The sequence below is a fragment of the Bacteroides helcogenes P 36-108 genome (genome assembly GCF_000186225.1).
Classification (GTDB): Bacteria; Bacteroidota; Bacteroidia; order Bacteroidales; family Bacteroidaceae; genus Bacteroides; species Bacteroides helcogenes.
This window is the reverse complement of sequence record NC_014933.1, coordinates 1,228,854-1,250,810: the sequence shown is the minus strand read 5'-3', so window position 1 is coordinate 1,250,810 and position 21,957 is coordinate 1,228,854. Positions and strand designations below refer to the sequence as shown.

The 21,957-nt window shown below is 44.9% G+C and carries 17 protein-coding genes and 1 pseudogene; 14 read left to right on the top strand and 4 right to left on the bottom strand.

What is annotated here, in order from left to right; all coding sequences use genetic code 11:
* Positions 1 to 375: 375 nt before the first annotated feature.
* Positions 376 to 1,503 (bottom strand): PAS domain-containing sensor histidine kinase, encoded by a 1,128-nt coding sequence (locus BACHE_RS04815; RefSeq protein WP_013546590.1) that lies wholly within the window; start codon positions 1,501 to 1,503, stop codon positions 376 to 378.
* Between the two features lie 108 nt (positions 1,504 to 1,611).
* Between BACHE_RS04815 and rd the strand changes: the two genes are divergently transcribed.
* Positions 1,612 to 1,776: a rubredoxin gene (gene rd, locus BACHE_RS04810; protein ID WP_013546589.1), complete on the top strand. Its 165-nt coding sequence runs from the start codon at positions 1,612 to 1,614 to the stop codon at positions 1,774 to 1,776.
* Positions 1,777 to 1,854: 78 nt separating this feature from the next.
* On the opposite strand, the gene BACHE_RS04805 is transcribed toward rd, so the two are convergent.
* The gene (locus tag BACHE_RS04805; protein WP_013546588.1) at positions 1,855 to 3,552 is read right to left on the bottom strand and encodes a Na/Pi cotransporter family protein; all 1,698 of its coding nucleotides are present in this window, start codon (positions 3,550 to 3,552) and stop codon (positions 1,855 to 1,857) included.
* 82 nt (positions 3,553 to 3,634) lie between these two features.
* Here BACHE_RS04805 and BACHE_RS04800 point away from each other — a divergent pair, with 82 nt between their 5' ends.
* From BACHE_RS04800 to BACHE_RS17955, 8 genes and pseudogenes are all read left to right on the top strand, one after another.
* The gene (locus BACHE_RS04800; RefSeq protein ID WP_013546587.1) at positions 3,635 to 5,308 is read left to right on the top strand and encodes a nucleoside kinase; all 1,674 of its coding nucleotides are present in this window, start codon (positions 3,635 to 3,637) and stop codon (positions 5,306 to 5,308) included.
* A 75-nt stretch (positions 5,309 to 5,383) separates the two neighbouring features.
* Positions 5,384 to 6,889, top strand: coding sequence for an ATP-binding protein (locus BACHE_RS04795; RefSeq protein ID WP_041579650.1), 1,506 nt, complete (start codon positions 5,384 to 5,386; stop codon positions 6,887 to 6,889).
* A 175-nt stretch (positions 6,890 to 7,064) separates the two neighbouring features.
* Entirely contained in the window at positions 7,065 to 8,789 is a 1,725-nt protein-coding gene (locus tag BACHE_RS04790; protein ID WP_013546585.1) for an ATP-binding protein, read from the top strand.
* A 92-nt stretch (positions 8,790 to 8,881) separates the two neighbouring features.
* The gene (locus BACHE_RS04785) at positions 8,882 to 10,606 is read left to right on the top strand and encodes a tetratricopeptide repeat protein (protein ID WP_013546584.1); all 1,725 of its coding nucleotides are present in this window, start codon (positions 8,882 to 8,884) and stop codon (positions 10,604 to 10,606) included.
* Between the two features lie 111 nt (positions 10,607 to 10,717).
* On the top strand, positions 10,718 to 11,143 hold the full coding sequence (locus BACHE_RS04780; RefSeq protein ID WP_013546583.1) for a DUF3244 domain-containing protein: 426 nt from the start codon (positions 10,718 to 10,720) through the stop codon (positions 11,141 to 11,143).
* A gap of 75 nt (positions 11,144 to 11,218) precedes the next feature.
* Positions 11,219 to 11,419 carry a TIGR04149 family rSAM-modified RiPP gene (locus BACHE_RS16875; RefSeq protein WP_013546582.1) on the top strand — a complete coding sequence of 67 codons (201 nt, stop codon included), beginning with the start codon at positions 11,219 to 11,221 and terminating at the stop codon, positions 11,417 to 11,419.
* A 124-nt stretch (positions 11,420 to 11,543) separates the two neighbouring features.
* Complete coding sequence (locus BACHE_RS04775; RefSeq protein ID WP_013546581.1) at positions 11,544 to 13,022, top strand: TlpA family protein disulfide reductase; 1,479 nt, start codon at positions 11,544 to 11,546, stop codon at positions 13,020 to 13,022.
* A gap of 134 nt (positions 13,023 to 13,156) precedes the next feature.
* Positions 13,157 to 13,321, top strand: a pseudogene (locus BACHE_RS17955) (HlyD family secretion protein); the annotation flags it as partial.
* A gap of 157 nt (positions 13,322 to 13,478) precedes the next feature.
* Here BACHE_RS17955 and BACHE_RS04770 read toward each other — a convergent pair.
* Both BACHE_RS04770 and BACHE_RS04765 read right to left on the bottom strand, forming a co-directional pair.
* Complete coding sequence (locus tag BACHE_RS04770; protein ID WP_013546579.1) at positions 13,479 to 14,852, bottom strand: aminopeptidase P family protein; 1,374 nt, start codon at positions 14,850 to 14,852, stop codon at positions 13,479 to 13,481.
* Positions 14,853 to 14,961: 109 nt separating this feature from the next.
* A complete protein-coding gene (locus BACHE_RS04765) occupies positions 14,962 to 16,491 on the bottom strand; it encodes an arylsulfatase (RefSeq protein ID WP_013546578.1) in 1,530 nt (509 codons plus the stop codon).
* Between the two features lie 246 nt (positions 16,492 to 16,737).
* On the opposite strand from BACHE_RS04765, the gene rpoN reads away from it, so the two are divergent.
* From rpoN to BACHE_RS04740, 5 genes are all read left to right on the top strand, one after another.
* Positions 16,738 to 18,228, top strand: coding sequence for an RNA polymerase factor sigma-54 (gene rpoN, locus BACHE_RS04760; RefSeq protein ID WP_013546577.1), 1,491 nt, complete (start codon positions 16,738 to 16,740; stop codon positions 18,226 to 18,228).
* Between the two features lie 70 nt (positions 18,229 to 18,298).
* A complete protein-coding gene (locus tag BACHE_RS04755; RefSeq protein WP_013546576.1) occupies positions 18,299 to 18,964 on the top strand; it encodes a phosphatase PAP2 family protein in 666 nt (221 codons plus the stop codon).
* Between the two features lie 79 nt (positions 18,965 to 19,043).
* Positions 19,044 to 19,424 carry a glycine cleavage system protein GcvH gene (gene gcvH, locus BACHE_RS04750; protein WP_013546575.1) on the top strand — a complete coding sequence of 127 codons (381 nt, stop codon included), beginning with the start codon at positions 19,044 to 19,046 and terminating at the stop codon, positions 19,422 to 19,424.
* 95 nt (positions 19,425 to 19,519) lie between these two features.
* Positions 19,520 to 20,029: a 5-(carboxyamino)imidazole ribonucleotide mutase gene (gene purE, locus BACHE_RS04745; RefSeq protein WP_013546574.1), complete on the top strand. Its 510-nt coding sequence runs from the start codon at positions 19,520 to 19,522 to the stop codon at positions 20,027 to 20,029.
* 17 nt (positions 20,030 to 20,046) lie between these two features.
* Positions 20,047 to 21,921: a 4-hydroxy-3-methylbut-2-en-1-yl diphosphate synthase gene (locus BACHE_RS04740; RefSeq protein ID WP_013546573.1), complete on the top strand. Its 1,875-nt coding sequence runs from the start codon at positions 20,047 to 20,049 to the stop codon at positions 21,919 to 21,921.
* Positions 21,922 to 21,957: the final 36 nt, after the last annotated feature.

Below are 21,957 nucleotides of genomic sequence, written 5' to 3'. Positions count from 1 at the left end.
GTTAATTAGACCACTTTTTCTGACAAATCGGACATAAGTTTATAATTCCGGCAGAACTTGCAGAATATAGCATTCCGAATCCGTGTTCATGCCTGAAATCATAAACACGTCCGCTAAATTCCCGTTTATAGGCCTTTACACAATTTGTAAAGATTTAATGTACGATCCTATTCTCTCAAGGTGTTATTCTTTCATATCCCGTCACGGGCTATCTCTGGTAGGGGAGAAAATTTTCAGTAAAACTTCGGGGGATTTTTAGTAAAAATCCCCCGAAGTTTTACTGAAAATCCAAAGAGGATTTACTGAAAATCCGGAAAAGGGTTACTTTTATAATATATAAAAAACAAAACAGGACAACTATCTGTAATAATATATTTAAATAAGACGCGGCAAAGTAAACCAGAATGTAGAACCTTTGCCCACTTCAGAATCTACCCCAATCTTACCACCTAATTTACTGACAATGGTCTGACAGATGGAAAGTCCCAAGCCTGTGCCTTTCTTTTCCTGTTCCAGCTTCACAAAGCGGTCAAAGATAGTTGGCAGCTTCTCCTTAGGAATGCCACTTCCGGTGTCTTTCACATAAAAATAAAAGCCATCTTCATTAGTCCTGTAACCCAAGGTTATGCTTCCTTCGTCAGTAAACTTCATGGCATTCGTCATGAAATTAGCAATAACCTGAGCCAGACGATTCCTGTCCATATGCATCACACAGCCTTCCGGGGGTGTTTCACGGATAACCTGTACCGCCGATCCCTGTTCTTTCAGCCTCATGCGGAACTGCTGTTCAAGGTCTGACATCAGTTGATTGATATCTATGTCCGAAAAAACAAACTCCAGTGTTCCCGCTTCTATTTTTGACAAGTCCAGAATATCGGCGATCAACTGCTGCAACATTTCATTGTTATTTTGAACAATCCCCAGGAACTGTGCCTTTTCTTCCTCTGACGAAGCAGATGCCAATAGCTCCGAAAACCCCACAATCGCATTCAGAGGTGTCCGGATTTCATGGCTCATATTCGCAAGGAAGACAGATTTGGAACGATCGGCATTCTCTGCCTTTTCCCTTGCCTGTCTCAACTCAACTTCAACCTGCTTCAAGCGGGTTATATCATGTACAGTAATCACCATACAATCACGGCCCTCAATCTCCATATACTCTCCCGAAACATAGGTATCGCATTCCACAGCCTTGCCATCCGCACCCTTGACATTCAAGACAGCCTCCAGATCAACAAAATTCCGACGTGCGCAATAGGCTTGTTCAATAGCCTGTCTCACAGGACAAACCGAACAAAGTTCATGCGTACCGCAACCACCCGCGGCGGACAAGGCATTACTACAACGCAGAAGATCGCCTACCCTCTTAGGCTTGTCGGGCTTCTCCGTACCGGTTATATCATAATAATTAGTATAGAACACGGTGAAATCACGGTCAATCAGCAAAACATAAGCATGAATATTCCGCATTATCGCTCCGAACAATTCATTAGTCATTTGCATAAAAGAGTTTATTTAAGATAAATTGGAACAAAAGTAGCTTTTTTTTGTTCGAGACAAAACAAAAAACCACTTTTATTCGTTTTTAAAAGAGAACAAAAACCAAATAATATGGAAAAATACATTTGCACTGTTTGCGACTACATTTATGACCCGGAAAAAGGTGACCCCGATAGTGGAATTGACCCGGGAACTGCTTTTGAAGATATTCCTGAAGACTGGACTTGCCCTCTATGCGGAGTAGGTAAAGAAGATTTCGAGAAGTTGGAAGAATAATCAAAAAAAAGATGGGGGATTAGCTTTCTATGATGCTGTTGCAGAAAGTAATCCCTCATCCTTAATTTCCAATCTTTGTCAGGCTATCTTCTTTTCCTTTATATCGCTGCCGGCTTCTACCACATTCACTACATAGTCACCCAGCTTCTCACATTCCGCAATGATATCCATGTAATATACACCCATCTGGTAATCATATTCCTTATTGTTAACATCCAGAATATTTTGATTTTTCAGTTGGTTGCGATAATTATTTATTTCATTTTCAATATTGAAGGACTTGTTCACATCTATACTTTGATGTTCGGGGCACTCTACTACGACAATCATTTGTGCCAGAGCATCGTCCGTAAGTTTCATCATGAAATGGATATGCTCATATTGCTTTTCCGTAAAATCCTGATTGGTCTGGCGTTTACGGTTGATGGTACGTGCCAAGTTGTAGCAACTGTCACCAATGCTTTCTATTTCGGTTACTTCACGCAGCATGGCACGTATCTGCAACTTACTTTCAGAACTCAGACGCCCCTCGGATACCTGATTTAAATAATTGGCAATTTCCAGTTCCATGCTGTCGCTGATATTCTCGTATTTCTCCACACGGCTGAACACCTTATTAAAATCATCATCTTTCTCGGTATGCAGCAAATCCTGTACCATGCCAAACATACGGCGTGTACGTTCGGCAAACAGATGGATCTCCTTGCTCGCCTGCAAGATGGAGAGTTCTGCCGTGGAAAGCATCCCCCCGGAAATGAAACGCAGACGATATTCCTCGTCCTGCTCTTTCATCGGAATTATCGCACAGACCGTCCTTTCTATGAACTTCACAAACCAAATCAAAATCAACACATTACAGATATTGAAACAGGTGTGAAATGCAGAAAGTTTAAAAGATACCGCTACGGCAGGATCATTTGCCCCCATCACATTTTCAACAAACCATGATACACCGTTCGTAAAAGGAATGAACAGACACAACACCCAGAAAACCCCAAACACATTGAATACCAGATGGGCCAAAGCAGCCCTCCTGGCCTGAGTATTACCAGTCAATGCGGCAAGATTTGCGGTAATGGTAGTACCGATGTTCTCACCCAAAACCAACGCCGCTCCCAGCTCAAAACTGATCCACCCATTGGCACACATAATGAGAGTGATAGCCATTGTTGCCGCAGAAGCCTGCACAATCATGGTTAATACAGTACCTATCAATACAAAAAGAAGAATAGAGACATATCCCATATCGGTATAATCCTGCACAAAAGCCAACATATCGGGATTCTGGCTTAGATCCGGTGCATTGTTTTTCAGATAAGAGAGCCCCATAAACAAGAATGCAAAACCGAAAATGAATTCACCTATCGACTTTCGGGAACTTTTTTGAGAAAAGAGAAGAGGAATGCCAAAGGCGAGGAGAGGAAGTGCAAAAGCCGCTATATCGACCTTGAAACCCAAAGCTGAAATAATCCATGCCGTAACAGTAGTACCGATATTGGCTCCCATAATGACGCCAATGGATTGCGAAAGTGTCAGAAGTCCTGCATTGACAAAACTTACGACCATTACCGTAGTGGCTGAGGAAGACTGAATCAATGCCGTAATCAACACGCCTGTTAAAACACCGGTCACCCTATTAGTGGTCATCGCAGTCAGAATTCTCCGCAATCTGTCGCCGGCAAATTTTTGAAGCCCCTCACTCATAATCTTCATACCATACAGGAATAAAGCCAACGAACCGAGCAGCTTTAAAAAATCATAAAAAGAATATTCCATCTTTAATTAATTAAAGGTTTTCTTGGTCTCATGCATTATAATGCCCTATATTTAACGTATCAATCTATTAAAGATGAACATCATGAAACACATGTTACAAATTTGTTGCAAAAATAACAATATTTCCAAAGAATTCACTATTGGAAGCTCACTTTTGGAAATTTATTACGGTTTTAATCTCAATTTTCCTTACCAGGTGGTTAGCGCCAAGGTAAACAACCGATCGGAAGGACTGAATTTCCGCGTTTACAATAACAAAGATGTAGAGTTTCTTGACGTGCGCGATTCTTCGGGCATGCGTACTTATGTACGTTCGCTTTGTTTCATTCTTTACAAAGCTGTCAACGAACTTTTTCCCGAAGGCAAGCTGTTTGTGGAGCATCCGGTATCCAAAGGCTACTTCTGCAACCTGCGCCTCGGCCGCCCCATCGAATTGGAAGATGTGGCAGCCATCAAGAAACGGATGCAGGAAATCATCGCCGAAGACATCCCTTATCATCGCGTAGAATGCCATACAGCCGAAGCGGTACGTATTTTCAGCGAACGGGGCATGAATGACAAGGTGAAACTACTGGAAACCTCCGGTTCACTCTATACCTATTATTATATGCTGGGCGATACCGTAGATTATTATTACGGTAACTTGTTACCCAGCACCGGTTTCGTCAAGATGTTCGACATCGTAAAGTATTATGGCGGTCTGCTGCTGCGCATCCCTAATAAAGAGAATCCGAATATCCTGGAAGAGGTGGTGAAACAGGAGAAAATGCTGGATGTATTCAAAGAACATCTGCGCTGGAACTACATCATGGGATTGAGTAATGTAGGCGACTTCAACCTTGCATGTGAAGAAGGTCATGCTACAGACCTTATCAATGTGGCAGAAGCCCTGCAGGAAAAGAAAATCGCCCAAATAGCCGATGAGATTTACCACCGCGGTGAAAACGGCAACCGGGTGAAGCTCGTCCTCATTTCCGGCCCGTCATCTTCGGGCAAGACGACATTCAGCAAACGGCTCAGCGTGCAACTGATGACTAATGGACTGCGTCCGTACCCCATCTCATTGGACAATTACTTTGTGGATCGCGAGGAAACTCCGCGCGATGAAAATGGCAACTATGACTATGAATCGCTATATGCCCTTGACCTTGAACTCTTCAACACACAGCTACAAGCATTGCTCCGGGGTGAAGAAGTGGAACTTCCACGCTTCAACTTCACCCTCGGAAAGAAAGAATACAAAGGAGACAGGCTACGCATTGATGAACATACCATACTCATACTGGAAGGTATCCATGCCCTGAACCCCGAACTGACGCCTCAAATCCCGGTGGCAAGCAAATACAAGATTTATGTGTCCGCCCTCACCACCATCTCACTGGATGACCACAACTGGATTCCCACAACAGACAACCGGCTGCTGCGCCGCATTATTCGCGACTTCAACTACCGGGGATATTCAGCCCGCGAAACCATCTCCCGGTGGTCGAGCGTACGTGCCGGCGAGGACAAATGGATATTCCCCTATCAGGAAAATGCAGATGTCATGTTCAACTCTGCCCTGCTGTTCGAGTTTGCCGTACTGCGCTGCCATGCGGAACCCATACTCACCAGTGTTCCCCGCAATTGTCCGGAATACGCGGAAGCCTACCGCCTACTGAAGTTCATCAAATACTTCACTCCCGTACAAGACAAGGAGATCCCCCCGACCTCGCTGCTAAGAGAATTCTTAGGGGGAAGCAGCTTTAAATACTAAGCAAATGTCAATTGTCCATTACCAATTTCCAATTATTTATTCTACCTTTGTGTATAAAACAAACAATTTCACATGATGAAAAAAATAATTACTATCCTTTTCCTGGCATTCTTGTGTGCCTACAGCCAGATTCATGCGCAAAACCGCGCTGACGAATTGATGAAACAAGCCCAAGAAAATCTTGCGAAAAAAGAATATACCAAGGCCCGTTATCTTTTCCTTCAGGCCTACAATACTTTCTCATCTCAAGAACAATACCGGAAGGCCGTAGAATGCGGCATCAATGCCAGTGCCCTTTACCATCGGGAGAACTATTACAAAGAAGCTTTTGAATTACTCCGCGGCGCCGAAATGACAGTGGCCGCCGGTGAGCAGAAAAACGGCAAAGCCATGCCCGAACTACATTTCCTCATTAATAAAGAGCGTCTGCAAATGTATATCGGCCTGAAAAATCCCACTCGTGCCAAGGAGCAGTTGTCCAAGCTTGAAGAAACCGCCGAAGCTTCCCGCAATGACTCGCTGAACAATGATCTGCTTTATACTCAGGCCAATTATTACTACACTTTCGGACAAAACGCCCAAGGAGACGCCGCCATCAATCGCCTGATTGGAAAATACAAGGAACAAAAAAATTACGATAAGGTGAGCGAGTGCTACAAGACCCTTATCAATATTGCCCGCAAAGCCAATAATGCAATATTGACAGCCCGTACTTACGAAAAATACATCTTGTGGACCGATTCGGTAAAGGCGCTCACTGCCCAAGACGAACTGAACGTGCTGAAACGGAAGTATGACGAAAGTCTGGCAACCATCCAAGACAAGGATAATTCGCTAAGTGCCAAACAATACGTCATCATAGGACTTTGTGTTCTCGCTGCCATCCTTGCTGCAACATTGATATTCGGCGCTATCGTATTACTGCGTTTCGTCGTATTGACCCGCAAGCAAAAAAAAGCTATCAGCATCGCCAATGAGCACAATGAACTAAAAACCCAATTCATCCGGAATATATCCGCCCAAATGGAACCAACTTTAGACACGCTGGATTCTTCATTGCCTGGTGTCAAAGCTCTGCGTGGCTTCTCCAACCACATTCAGGAACTGTCGGAACTTGAAAGTACCTTGTCCGAACCTTACGAAATGCAGGAAAAGAACATATCCACATTCTGCGAAACCGTAATGGACAAGATTAAAGGAAAAACGCAAGAAGGTGTGTCTGTAACCGTCAATGCTCCTAAATTGAATGTGAAAATAAATCCCGAACACCTGGAACGGATCCTGCTGCATTTGCTGGAAAACGCCGCCGAATATACTCCCGTTGGGGGAAAGATTTGGCTGGATTTCAAAAAGCGCGGCGCCCATACCCACCAGTTCGTCATCAGCGACACCGGTTGCGGCATTCCGGAAGAACAGCGCGAAAACATCTTCAAGCCTTTTGCCGAAATCAAAGATCTGACACAGGGAGACGGTTTGGGACTACCCATCTGTTCACTGATTGCCACCAAGATGAACGGTTCGTTGACACTGGACGGCAGCTACACCAAAGGAGCAAGGTTTGTATTGGAACTGCACGCTTGACAACACTTAGTTTCCAAATCCACCCCTCCGGACGGCTACCTGCCTTCTTCCCCGTCCTTTATAGAATATAGAAGAAACAATGGCATTTCTTGATACTTCGGCTTATTGTTGCTACTTATCAAGAAATAAGCTATTTTTGTAGGCAGGAACAGCAATGAGCAAAAAGGAGAGCAACATGGAAACAGTAAAAAGAATACCCTACGGAGTGGCAAGCTTCGAGCGCGTGATAGAAGAAAACATGTACTACGTGGACAAGACCATGTACCTGCCCCTGCTGGAGCAGCAACCGGACAGCCTTTTCTTTATCCGCCCCCGCAGGTTCGGGAAGAGCCTCTTCCTCAATATGCTGCAGGCCTACTACGACATCAACAAGAAAGACAAGTTTGAGAAGTGGTTCGGGCAGTTGTGGATAGGGCAGCAGCCCACACCGATGCAAGGGAAGTACCAGATACTTTCGCTGGACTTCTCGCAAGTGGGGGGAGACATCAGCCAGTTGCAGGAAAAATTCGAGGACTATTGTTCCATGAAATTGGATTCCTTTGCCGTTGTTTACGAGTCCTATTACTATCCCGGATTTGCCCGGGACATGAAAGAAAAGAAATTCATGAGCAGCAAGCTGAATTACCTGGCCGACCAGAACAGCCTGTACGGCAATTCCCTCTACCTCATCATCGACGAATACGACAACTTCACCAACGTGGTGCTCAACGAGCAGGGCGAAGAAGTCTATCACGCCCTGACCCACGCCAGCGGATTCTACCGCGAAGTGTTCAAGAAATTCAAGGGGATGTTCAACCGCATCTTCATCACCGGCGTAAGCCCCGTCACCCTGGATGACCTCACCAGCGGCTTCAACATAGGCTGGCATCTATCCACCAACCCGCAGTTCAACCGGATGCTCGGATTCAGCCTGGAAGAAGTACGCGCCATGTTCCGCTACTACCAAGAAGCGGGAGCCTTGCAGGGAGACATCGAGGGGATGATAGAGGAAATGAAGCCGTGGTACGATAACTACTGCTTCGCCAAAAGCAGCCTGCTCAATGGCGAGCACATGTTCAACAGCGACATGGTGCTCTATTACCTGCAAAACAGGGTGAACTTCAACTGTACACCCGAAAATATGGTGGACCCCAATACCCGCACGGACTACAGCAAGATGAAGAAGCTCATCCGGCTCGACAAGCTCGACGGCGACCGCAAGGGCGTGCTCCGCAGGATTACGGAAGAAGGGCAGATTATCACCGACCTCGTCACCTCCTTCCCAGCCAGCCAACTGACCGACCCGGAGATATTCTCCAGCCTACTCTTCTACTACGGGATGCTTACCATAAAAGGCACCCGCGGAGACCGGATTATACTGGGCATCCCCAACAACAACGTACGAAAACAGTACTACGAATATGCCCTGGAAGACTATCAAAGCCATCACACCATCAGCTTCAACGGGCTGAAGGATTTGTTCGACAATATGGCTTTCGACGGCCGATGGCAGGATGCCATGACCTTCATCGCCCGCGCCTACAAGGAAAACTCCTCCGTACGCAGCGCCATCGAGGGCGAGCGCAACCTGCAAGGCTTCTTCACCGCCTACCTCAGCATCTGCTCCTACTACCTCATCGCCCCCGAAGTGGAGCTGAACCACGGCTTCTGCGACCTCTTCCTCATGCCCGACCACAGCCGCTATCCCGAAGTGGCGCACAGCTACATCATTGAGCTGAAGTACCTCACCGTGAAGGACTCCGCCGAGAAAGCCCAGACCCAATGGGAGGATGCCGTGCGGCAAATCCACGGCTATGCCGAAGGCAGCAAAGTGCAGCAGATGTGCCGGGGCACAGAGCTGCACCGCATCGTGATGCAGTTCCGGGGATGGGAGCTGGAAAGGATGGAGGAGGTATATTAAAGTATGAATAATGCAGGCTAAAGCAATAAAGACAGCCTTATCTAAGAAACACAAAAAATCTCTATCTTTGCAGCACAAACCATATAGACTGCATGAGAAATACTGCTTTACTCATATCCCTGCTGGTCCTATTCCTATCTGCCTGCACCAGCAGGAACAGTGGAAATCTGCTGGCACAAGCTGACTCGCTGATGCAAGAATGCCCGGACAGTGCACTGCACCTGCTGCAAGACATCCCAGCAAACAGATTGAAGACAGAAGCCGACCGCGCCTACTATGCGCTGCTGTTGACGCAGGCACGGGACAAAAACTACATAGTGCAGACTGATGACTCGCTGATACAAACAGCCGTGCGCTATTATAACTCCATAAAAGAAAGTAAAATGCAAGCGAAAGCCTATTATTATTGGGGCAGCGTTTGCAGAGACAGAAATGAGCAAGCCAAAGCTACAGATAAATTTCTCTGTGCAATTCCTTTTGCACAAAAAGCAGGAAACAAAGTGTTGCTCGGACAAATATACGCCAATATGGGATACATTTATTACCTGCAAAATTTCTATGAAAAAGCAGATACCGTTTATCGGAAAGCCGAGCAAATCAGTATCCAATTGGAAGACACTTTCCTGAGGATTACAATCCTCACCATGCAAGGGAACATACAACTCTACCAAAAGCATTATCCACAAGCGAAAAAGGAACTGCTACAAGCACAATCCCTTTTAATAAATATCAAAGAAGATGCTATTAAAGCAAATGTCCTTTCTGCACTGAGCACACTGTATGTCAGAACCGGAGAGAGTACAAAAGCACTACAATATGCCAAGCAAAGCTTCAAGCTGCAAAAAGATACGACACACTGTTACCGTACCTTTTTGGAATTGGGAGATGCGTATTACCAAACGAAACAATACGACTCTGCCACCATATATATAAAGAAAAGCTTTGCATCGCCAAGCTATAGCACCAAAGAAGCAGCCTATATGCGCTTGGCCGATATAGCAAAAGCAAAAGGCGACACTTCCCTATCTCTCAATTTGGAACAGTTCCATTCTGCTTATAAAGACAGCGCGAACTTGTTTCTGCAGAGAACCGAAATCAACGAGGCAGAACGAACCATAGAAATGTTGCAGCAACGGACATTGTACGAATCTTATCTAAAAGAATATCGCTACTACATTCTCATCTCAGTACTCATAGGCTTTGGAAGCATTTATCTATTGCGAAAACGTTATCTCAAGAAACTCTATCTGCAAAAACAAAAAGCTCTCTTAAAAGAAAAAGAACTGCGCCGACAATACTTTTTTGTGAAAGAAGAAACGAAACAGAAAGAGGAACAAATAGCCGCCCTGCAACAAAAAATAACACAGCAGTACATTGACGAAGCCCAAAAGGAACAAATGCAGGAGGAACTGGATAAATTGAATAAACAACACATTATGCTACTAAGAAAGGTGTTGGATTATTCGGATGTATACAATAAAATGAAGCAAATCATTGCAGATTGCAAAGAGCACGGAATCTCCAAGGTGACATTGACAGACGATGAATGGATTAGATTTATGGCAGAAACAGAGAAAACAGGCACTCTCTCAAAACTGGCTGCTGAACATAAATTCAGTAAAAACGAAACCCATTACTGCTATCTGCTATTTACAGACTTCTCTATCAAAGAAAAAATGCAAATCTTGAAAATTGCCCACGCCACCCTCTACCGGACTGAACAGAGAATTTGCAAAAAGATGAATGTCCCTTATCAGGCAAATGGATTACAAAAACTGCTAAGAAGCATAATAAGCACTACTTCTGCTGATACATGAGACATGTCTCATGTAGAAATGGGACAAATCACATCAAAAATGAGACATGGTTTATTTGCACAACAGACGAGAATTACGCTAACTTTGTCACAAACAAAAAAACAAAAAAGTATGAAACGAATCTTGTATCTGAGCATTTTAACCGTATTCCTTGTAATAATGAGTACAACAACATCCAGCGCTAAAGAGCTTGCTAATAACAATGGAGAGATTACACTCACTGTGGCCAAAGATGACACGAGACACATAGAACATGGACATGATATAGAACCAGATAGACCCGTGACTCCACGCAGCATCATTTTTCAGCCTGCCTACGCTTATCTCTATAATGATGTAGTAGATATCAGCTTCAATGAAAGCATTGCAGTTGTCAGTGTCACTATCACCAATGAATCTACCGGTGAAGCAGTCAATTCAGAGACACACAGCAATCCTGCTACCCTCAGTATAGACCTGAACGGCGAAAGCTCAGGTAACTATCTCATTGAGATAGAGGCGGACAATACTTGTTTAGAAGGAAATTTTAACTTATGATATTTTGTGTGCTAAAATATAAGCGGAATCGAAAAGCTTTAATAGAGTAGAACTAACTCTGTAAATTCAAAAGAAATGAATTTCAATGATTTAAAATCAAAAGCTCTCAGCAAGACTCAGATGAGAGCAATCAAAGGTGGTTCTGGTACTTGCGGTTACAAATCACCAAGCGGTACCGTAGAATGTAACGTAAGCAAAATTCAGGCCCAATTCATGGCTACCTCGGAAGGAAATTGGTGCTGTGATAGCTGTGCTTCAAGCAGCTATTGTGGGTAACGAGCTTCACAACTGGAGTAGGAGAATTTGTTCAAGAGGCAGTTCTCCTGCTCATCGTTGTTTGGTTGAAAACAGTCATTCACATTGATTCATCTTTATTCCCTAAAATACAAACCTATTCGTTATGATTAGATATACCATTTTCTTTCTGACGATATTTCTCTATTCTTGCCAGCAGAGCCAATCCATCAATAAAGAATGTGAAGAACAGATTGTAGTATGTTTCGACCACTACCAGCCTAAACCATACAAAACTCCCGGAGGGTCAAAACACATACCCATGCCTAAAGTTCTCTATACCGACAATACAGAAGTACTTAGGGAATATATGCCGGAAGCAGATTTCGATACTATAATCTTACAATCACCCGAGCATTTCAAGGAATTAGCCCTGAATTATAGAGATTTTGAATTTATCTATTATCCTTTAATGCAAGGGGATACTATTACCATCTCTATGGACAACCTCGACTACCCTATTTTAAGCAGCAAACATCACCCGGAACGCAACAGAATCTATAATATGAACTATGAATTGCGCAAAGGGAGGACACACTCCGGCTTAGAAGCAAAAACATGTTTGGGAAGCGACTGGGTACGGATTGCCCAAAACATAGACGTGATACGAGCCAACAACTGGACTTCATTATTAATGAACTATTGCCCTTTGGACTCATTGCAATCCATGTTCAGCAGCTATAAAACAGCCTATACGGACACCATCAACCTCTTTAAACAACAGCAAATCATCTCGGACAAGATATACAATCACTATCAATACCTACTTGCTCTGAAAGACTATGAATCCCGGCGGATGTTGAATGAAGACACCACCTTCTATCGCCAGATGGAACCCGAAATATCCGACAAATATATCCGTTATCCCTCCTACCGTGAATTTCTGGACTACTACCTTTGGTTTTTCAATCAGCATATTCCGACAATACGCAAATCCCAAGGAGGAAGCAAGGATTGGCGTCAAACCTTCGATGAATTATCTCCGAAACCATTTCAGCCAAAATCCAAACAAATCTTGCTTGAACGCTGCATCAAAGAAATCGGCGAAAACTTTTCGGCACAAGATGTAAACAGCTATCTTGATAAATATATCCATATCACTCAAGACACACTACTACTCAACAAAATAAGAGACCAATACAACTTGTCTGCCGACGCCAGCCAGCTATTGCTGAAGGACATTCACGGAAAGCCTACCAACCTAAACATATTGTTGAAAAAAAACAGAGGAAAAGTCATTTATGTGGACTTTTGGGCAAGCTGGTGTGTGCCCTGCCGGGAAGAAATGCCTCCCTCGGCAAAGTTGAGAGAATTGTACAAGGGAAAAAATGTGGTATTCGTCTATCTGGCCCTCAACGACAAGGAAAGCAGTTGGAAGAAGGCGGTAGAGCAAGAGGGCTTATCAGAAGTGCCCAACAATTTCTTCATCACCAATTCAAAGAATAGCAAAATACTGGAAAAGCTAAAGTTGGGATTAATTCCCCGATACATCATTTTCGATAAACGGGGCAATATTGTTGAAATGAATGCTCCAAGACCGAGCGACCAACAAGTGACAACAACGATAGACAAATATTTAAAATAGTAAAGCAACAGAATGAATGCACATCAGAAAATAATAAAAGATAATGCAAGAACCATTTTGAAGATTATCACAAAATATTATGGCTGCAAATATTCTACTGCATTATATGTAATGTCAAAGGAATATCCGGATTTTATACCATCACCGTAAAACTTCCACAGGACTTGTGCACTTCGTATGGCAAAACGTTGGATTTCAAAGGGGAACTATCCGGAACGGCAGAGGTGATGACAGACGAACGGAGTGTAACGGAGAGATTACTCAGCCCACTCCGTTATCTATGGGAAAAATATATTTGAAGTATAATTATATCGAACAGATAATTCCTTTCATGCAGAAAAGCCTCATCAGATACAGAACTATACAGAATAGATTTCATCGGAGAGAAAAACAACAAAGCCTGCCGCATCCTCGCACAAGATGCAGCAGGCTTTATCATTATATATCTTGATGGATTCAGCGCAGCGCCTCCACCTCTTCCGGCGTCAAAGGAATCTTCTTGCCCAAGCGGCGTGCACCGTCTTCGGTTATCAGATAATCTTCTTCATTGCGGATTCCGCCGAAATCACGGTATGCTTCCACCTTATCGTAATTGATGAAGTCCGCAAATTTCTTTTCGCCTTTCCAAAGGTCTATCAGCTCGGGGATGAAATAAATGCCCGGTTCAACGGTGTGCACAAAACCCGGTTCCAGAGGGATGGCAAGCCGCTGGCTCTTGCGGCCGAACTGCGTGCTCTTAGGCTGACCGTCGTAACCCACCCAAAGTTCACCAAAATTTTCCATATCGTGTACGTCCAGCCCCATCATGTGCCCCAGACCGTGAGGATAGAACAGCGCATGCGCCCCTTCACGCACAGCATCTTCAGCATTTCCTTTCATCAGACCCAGTTCCTTCAGCCCTTCTACCATGACACGGGCAGAGAGTTCATATACCTCCATATAAGGAATGCCCGGACGGAGTGCTTTTACAGATTCCAGATGCATAGCATTCTGAATTTCATAAACCGCACGCTGGCGGGAAGTGAAAGTCTTGTCGGCAGGGACGGTGGAGGACATATCTCCACAATAGCCGGAAGGAAGTTCAGCACCTGCATCAATAAGGAAAAGATCTCCCGGCTTTACCTTGTTGCCATGATAATGATTGTGTAACGTTTGCCCGTTCACCGTAGCAATCGTTGCAAAAGAAAGGTCACAATTATTAGCCTCTGCCACACGGTTCATCTCTGCCACCACTTCATATTCGTACATACCCGGACAGAGGACTTTCGTAGCTGTGATATGCATGTCGGCCGTCACGTCGCAGGCCTTTTCAATCTCGGCTATTTCTTCTGCCGACTTATGGTTGCGCTGTGCCACTACCGCACGGATAAACGGCACTGATCCTTCCTGATGTGCAGGTGGAATACCCAGCCAGTCCATCAGTTTCAACTTATGCTCGGCACGGTAGGGAGGAAGGTAATGTATGCTCTGTCCCTTCTGCACAGCCTTATGCAGATAACCTACAATATCTGCATAAGGACGAGTTTCCGAAATGCCTACCCGTTCACTTTTCTCTTTCAGGGTAGGTTGGGTTCCCATCCAGACAATATGATCAATGGTCAGTTCATCACCGAAAATGATTTCCTTGTCCTCATCAATGTCGATAACGGCCGACAAACCGGCAAATGACAGACCAAAATAATAAAGGAAAGTAGAATCCTGACGATAACGAAAGGTATTGTCTTCATAGTTCAATCCTTGTTCATCGTTACCTAAAAACAGTAACACTCCTGAGCCTATATTTTTTTTAAGCAGGGCTCTGCGCTGCACATACGTTTCTTTAGCAAACATGACGCTGCATTTTTAATTGATTTTACGCAAAGATAAACAGAAAATCCGAAAGACAGGGTACGAACTGTTACAGAAATACAGATAGCAGTCCGTCATTTATTCTGATTTTCTAATCCCAAGATGGCAGAGTCACTGAAAAATTAGAATTCGGAGTATGCTGCATTCTGATTATTTCTTTCATCCGTTTCACTATATCAGGATGTTCGGCAGCCACATCATAATCCTCGTGTATATCCGTAGCAAGATTATACAGAAATGGTTTTCCCTTCTTTACCACCATCTTCCAGTCACCCATGCGGACACCGATCTGATCGGTTTCATCAAATTCCCAATATAGGAAATCATGTGCTTTCTGTGCTTCCCGCCCTAACAAAGTCGGAGCAAAAGATATTCCGTCAAAATAATCTATTTCCTTTTTCTTTTTATTGGCATACCGCTTGGTATAATTCTTTATACCTGCAATATCACAAAAAGTAGGCATTAGGTCATAAAATGCACATTGATGGTCATTCACTGCCCCTGCCGCTACTTTACCCGGCCAGCGGACTATAAAAGGAACGCGGATGCCACCCTCATAGCATTGGCGTTTCAATCCCCGGAGTTTTCCATCACGGCCGAAAAAGGCTGGATCTGCCCCTCCTTCTTCATGAGGGCCGTTGTCACTGGTAAAAATCACAATAGTGTTCTCATCCAATCCTTTGTCCTTCAGTTTCTTCAGCACTTCACCGACGTAATGGTCCAAACGGGTAATCATCCCAGCAAACTGGGCATGGGTATGGATAGAAGGATTATAACGTGAGCCTTCCTGTCCGCCCCAAGTTCTGTCTGTAAAGAACTTTTTCTCATAACCCAACAATATGGAATCTTCAGGCTGTGCCAATTCGGCATGAGGAAGTGTATAGGTAAAAATACCGAAGAAAGGTTGTTGTGCATTCTGTGAATCCAGCCATTTCATCGCCTCTTTATGAATCATATCCGCAGAATATTGCGGACGTTTAAAATAATCCTTGCCAAACATCGGATACTTTATATTCTCATCCATCACGACACGGACCACTGCCGTATCACCCAAAGACTTGCTATAACGGTTCAGGAAGTTCGGATAATAAAGATGCGCCTGAAACTGGCAGATATAGCCGTAATACTCATCAATTCCACGCTTATCCGGTGTAGAGACAGAGCCCTCATAGCCACCTGCCCATTTGCCGAACATACCGGTTACATACCCATTATCTTTCATTATTTCAGGTATGATTACATGATCCGGATCATACGGATGCTGCCCCACCACAGCATATTCCCTGTTATCTCCATACATCACGGCAGGGGCATTACGCCAGTATTCCTTATTACCGCGCACTTCACAATGCCCGGAATGCTGCCCGGTCATGAATGAAGCACGTGAAGGTGCGCTCACCGGACTTCCGGCATAAGCCTGAGTAAAACGCATGCCTTCGTCAGCCATTTTATCAATGTTGGGTGTATTGATATAAGGCTGCCCATAGCAACCCAAGTCACCATACCCCATGTCATCGCACATAATGTAGATGATATTGGGTTTGGATGCTTTCTGTGCGTAGGCTCCCAACGAAGAAAAAAGAAGTCCGCTACTCAGAAAAAAAAGATTCCGTTTTTTCATATTATATAATATTGGTTATTGTCACCCATTCGGGATAGACATTGCAAATATAATATATTTTAATTAATTTTCCGATATAGGGTTGCCATTTGCCTGAAAGATAATACCTCAAAATGACCGGGGAGCCTCTTTCTTGTTAAATATAGTAAGAGAAGGTTTCGCATTCCCGAACTATTCGCTATTTTTGCGGTAGAATTTTAGAATAGGCATTTTATAGTTCAAAACTCATTATTCATAATTCTAAATATGGCACAAGGTTCCCGACAGGTACAGACGCAGGCGCAACAGCAGATTCAGACGTTGTCTCCGCAACAGATTCTGGTAGTAAAGCTATTAGAACTTCCCGCTGTGGAGCTGGAAGACCGTGTGCATGCCGAACTTCTGGAGAATCCGGCATTGGAAGAGGGAAAAGAAGAATCGGCCAACGATGAATACACCGATGCTCCCGATGCTGAAACCGCCGCAGAAGATGGTGGAAACACCGATTATGATTCTTTAAGCGACTACCTGACAGAAGATGACATTCCCGACTATAAATTACAGGAGAACAACCGAAGCAAAGGCGAGCAAGCCGAAGAAATTCCTTTCTCCGACACCACTTCCTTTTACGAAACTTTGAGAGAGCAATTAGGTGAGCGTGATCTCACCGAACATCAACGTGAATTGGCGGAGTACCTCATCGGTTCACTGGACGATGACGGCCTGCTGCGCAAATCATTGGACAGCGTCAGCGATGAACTTGCCATTTACGCCGGAATCGAAGCTACCCCTCAGGAATTGGAAGAAGCATTGAAAATTATCCAAGACTTTGATCCGGCCGGATTGGGGGCCCGCGACCTCCAAGAATGCCTTCTTATCCAAATCCGGCGCAAGATAGAGCAGCAACATTTCACTCCGAATCCGTTGCTTTATATTGAAGAAGCTATCATTTCTGAATGTTATGAAGAATTCACCCGCAAACATTGGGACAAGATTCAGCAGAAGCTCGATTTGGAAGAAGATGCTTTTGAACAGGCCATCAAAGAAATATGCAAGCTGAATCCCCGTCCGGGAGCATCATTGGGTGAAGCCATCGGCAAAAATATGCAGCAGATAGTACCTGACTTCATTGTAGATACTTATGATGACAGTACCATCAACGTAACGCTGAACAACCGGAACGTTCCTGAACTGCGTATGAGCCGGGATTTCACGGAAATGGTGGAGGAACATACTAAGAACAGGGCAAACCAGTCCAAAGAATCCAAAGAAGCCATGATGTTTCTGAAACAGAAAATGGATGCGGCCCAAGGATTCATCGACGCCATAAAACAGCGCCAGAATACGCTGATGACCACCATGCAAGCCATCATCGATCTGCAACGTCCGTTCTTCCTCGAAGGGGACGAATCGCTGCTTCGCCCCATGATTCTGAAGGACGTTGCCGAACGGACGGGATTGGACATATCCACCATCTCACGTGTGAGCAACAGCAAATATGTGCAGACCAACTATGGCATCTACCCGTTGAAATTCTTCTTCAGTGATGGCTACACCACCGAAGACGGTGAAGAAATGTCCGTACGCGAAATCCGCAGAATATTGAAAGAATGCATTGATAATGAGGATAAGAAAAAGCCCTATACCGACGATGAACTCACCGAAATACTAAAAGAAAAAGGATATCCGATAGCCCGCCGCACGGTAGCTAAATACCGGCAACAGATGAATATCCCTGTCGCAAGACTCAGAAAGTGAAAAAATGGCGAGATAGCTGCATGGCAAAAAGGAATTATATCAATCGTAAACCGTTAAACAACAAATAAAAATGGTGGAAGAACATATTATAGCAGATAAAACCCTGATCAGGTCAGCGAAAGTAATTTCGGCCATATTCACACCCTTTTCCATCCCATTTCTGGCATTCCTGATTCTGTTTCTGTTTTCATATCTGCGTATCATGCCCTTAAAGTACAAACTAATTGTATTAGGGGTGGTCTATTGTTTCACTATCCTGATGCCTACATTGACAATTTTCATTTTCCGCAAGATCAACGGTTTCAGTCCGGCAGACCTGATAGAAAGAAAACGGAGGTACATTCCTTTCATCCTCACCATTACTTCTTATGTATTCTGCCTACTCATGATGCACCGTCTGAATATTCCCTGGTATATGACCGGCATCATTCTCTCCGCATTGGTAATGATGATTATCTGCGTCATAGTCAATCTGAAATGGAAACTCAGTGAACACATGGCGGGAGCCGGAGCCGTAGTGGGAGGACTGGTAGCCTTCAGCGCCCTGTTTGGATATAACCCCGTGTGGTGGTTATGCCTTTTCATTTTAGTGGCAGGCGTATTAGGCAGTGCCCGCATCATTCTGCAACATCATACATTGGGTGAAGTCATGGGAGGATTTGCCGTAGGTCTGGTTTGTTCCCTGCTTGTGCTTCATCCTGTGAGCAATTTATTATTCCGCATCTTCCTGTTTTAAAGGAAAGAAGGAGCCTATTATCATAAAACAATAAAGAAAACAAATTGAACATAGTATTAACCCCTTAAAACTAACAATTATGAATTTTCCAACAAATGTAAAGTACACCAAAGAACATGAATGGATTCGTCAGGAAGGCGATGTAGCTTACGTAGGTATCACTGATTACGCACAAGAGCAACTGGGTGACATTGTATTCGTGGATATCCAGACAGAAGGTGAAACGCTGGCAGCCGATGAAGTATTCGGCACAATTGAAGTAGTGAAAACCATTTCTGACCTTTTCTTGCCTGTCAGCGGAGAAGTTCTGGAACAAAACGAAGCTCTTGCCGACCAGCCTGAGCTGGTAAACAAAGATCCGTATGGAGAAGGCTGGCTTGTCAAGATTAAACCTGCAGGCGATGCAGACTTTGACAGTCTGCTGGATGCGGAAGCATACAAAGCTTTGATTAACGGATAAGAAAGCAGGCGGCGGGTGATCAGCGGGGCAGAGAAACCCAATAGCCGGTCACCCGTCACCAAACATTCATCTCTAAACACTAATAACCCAATAATATGTCTCCAATTGTTAGCATCATCATGGGCAGCACCTCAGACCTTCCTGTAATGGAGAAAGCCGCACAGTTGCTCAATGACCTGCATGTACCATTCGAAATGAATGCTCTCTCGGCCCACCGCACCCCGGAAGCTGTAGAGGAATTTGCAAAAAATGCCCGTCAACGTGGCATTAAAGTAATCATTGCTGCGGCAGGCATGGCTGCCGCCTTGCCGGGCGTCATTGCTGCCAACACCACCTTACCAGTCATCGGTGTTCCCATAAAAGGCGCTGTACTCGACGGTGTGGATGCACTATATTCCATCATTCAGATGCCTCCGGGCATACCGGTGGCCACTGTTGCCATCAATGGAGCTATGAATGCCGCCATTCTTGCCGTCCAGATACTGTCATTGAGCGACGACACACTGGCAAAAGCATTTACAGCCTATAAAGAAGGACTAAAAAAGAAAATCGTCAAGGCAAATGAGGATCTGAAAGAGGTGAAGTACGAATACAAAGTCAATTAGACGGTAATTAATCGCTCATGGATTTATTCAACTATTCCCGTAGGGAAACATCAGAAGTAAATATTGGAGCCACCCCTATGGGCGGCTTCAATCCTATCCGCATACAGAGTATGACCAACACGGCCACACAAGATACGGAAGCCTGTGTGGCACAGGCAAAACGCATCGCAGATGCAGGGGGCGAATATGTGCGCCTCACGGCACAGGGCATCAAGGAAGCCGAGAACCTGATGAACATCAACGCGGCTCTCCGGAAGGACGGTTACATGGTTCCTCTCATAGCCGACATCCACTTCAATCCCAAGGTAGCGGATGTGGCAGCACTTTATGCAGAAAAGGTTCGCATCAACCCGGGAAATTATGTAGATGCGGCACGTACCTTCAAACATCTGGAATACACAGATGAGGAATACACCCAAGAGCTCCAGAAAATACGTGACCGGTTTATCCCTTTCCTCTATATCTGCAAGGAAAACCATACCGCAGTCCGCATCGGTGTGAACCACGGCTCACTGTCAGACCGCATCATGTCCCGTTACGGAGACACACCGGAGGGAATGGTAGAGTCATGTATGGAGTTCCTGCGCATTTGTGTGGAACAGGATTTCAAGGACGTAGTGATTTCCATCAAAGCTTCCAACACGGTAGTAATGGTAAAGACCGTACGTCTGTTGGCAGCCGTCATGGAAAAAGAAGGCATGCACTTTCCGTTGCATCTTGGTGTAACGGAAGCAGGAGACGGGGAAGACGGGCGCATCAAATCGGCTTTGGGCATCGGCGCTTTGCTGGCCGACGGCTTGGGTGATACCATCCGTGTCTCTTTGAGTGAAGCTCCCGAAGCCGAAATTCCCGTAGCACGCAAACTGGTGGATTACATCATGCAACGCCGGAACCATCCTTATATCCCCGGAGCAAATGTTCCGGAATTTGACTATCTTTCTCCCGTACGTCGCGAAACAACGGCCGTACACAACATCGGCGGGAAGAATCTGCCGGTGGTTATTGCCGCACGTCCGGACGGCAACATGAAGTTCACTCCCCAATTCATGCCTGATTATGTCTATACAGGACGTTCCGTTCCCGAACAGCGTCCAGAAGGCATGCACTGCATTATTGACGCCGATGTATGGATGGACCTTAATGGGGGAGAAACGAAGCCAAACAATGTCTGGCCCGCTTTCAAGGGTGACCAGTTACCTTTCCTCAGTAACTGTAACGCATCACTGAAATTTCTGTTCATCACTTATATCGGGCTGAATGACGAAGCCATCGCCTGCCTGAAATATCATCCTGAAGTCGTACTGGTTTCACAAAGCATCCACCCCAACCGTCTGGGAGAACAGCGTGCGTTGGTGCATCAGATGATGCAGGAAAGGCTGAAGAACCCGATAGTCTTCTTTGAACATTATTCGGAAGAAGAGGCAGAGAATCTGCAAATCAAATCTGCCGCCGATATAGGAGCCCTCATCTTCGACGGTCTTTGTGACGGCATCTTGCTGTACAACCAAGGCGGCAAGAGCGACAAAGCGATAAGCGATGAAACAATAGATGCCACCGCCTTCGGCATCCTGCAGGCCGGACGAGTGCGCACCAGCAAGACCGAATATATCTCCTGCCCCGGTTGCGGACGCACTCTCTATGATTTGGAAAGCACCATTGCCCGCATCAAATCGGCAACCGGCCATCTGAAAGGACTGAAAATAGGTATCATGGGATGCATCGTCAACGGGCCGGGTGAAATGGCAGATGCCGACTATGGCTATGTAGGCGCCGGCCGAGGCAAGATTAGCCTTTACAAAAAGAAAGAATGCATTGAAAAGAATATCCCCGAAGAAGAAGCAGTAGAGAAGCTGATCGAACTGATAAAGGCAAACGGAGATTACACGGAATAGCCCGCAGGGGAAAAAAAAATGCGTATCAAAAAAGTT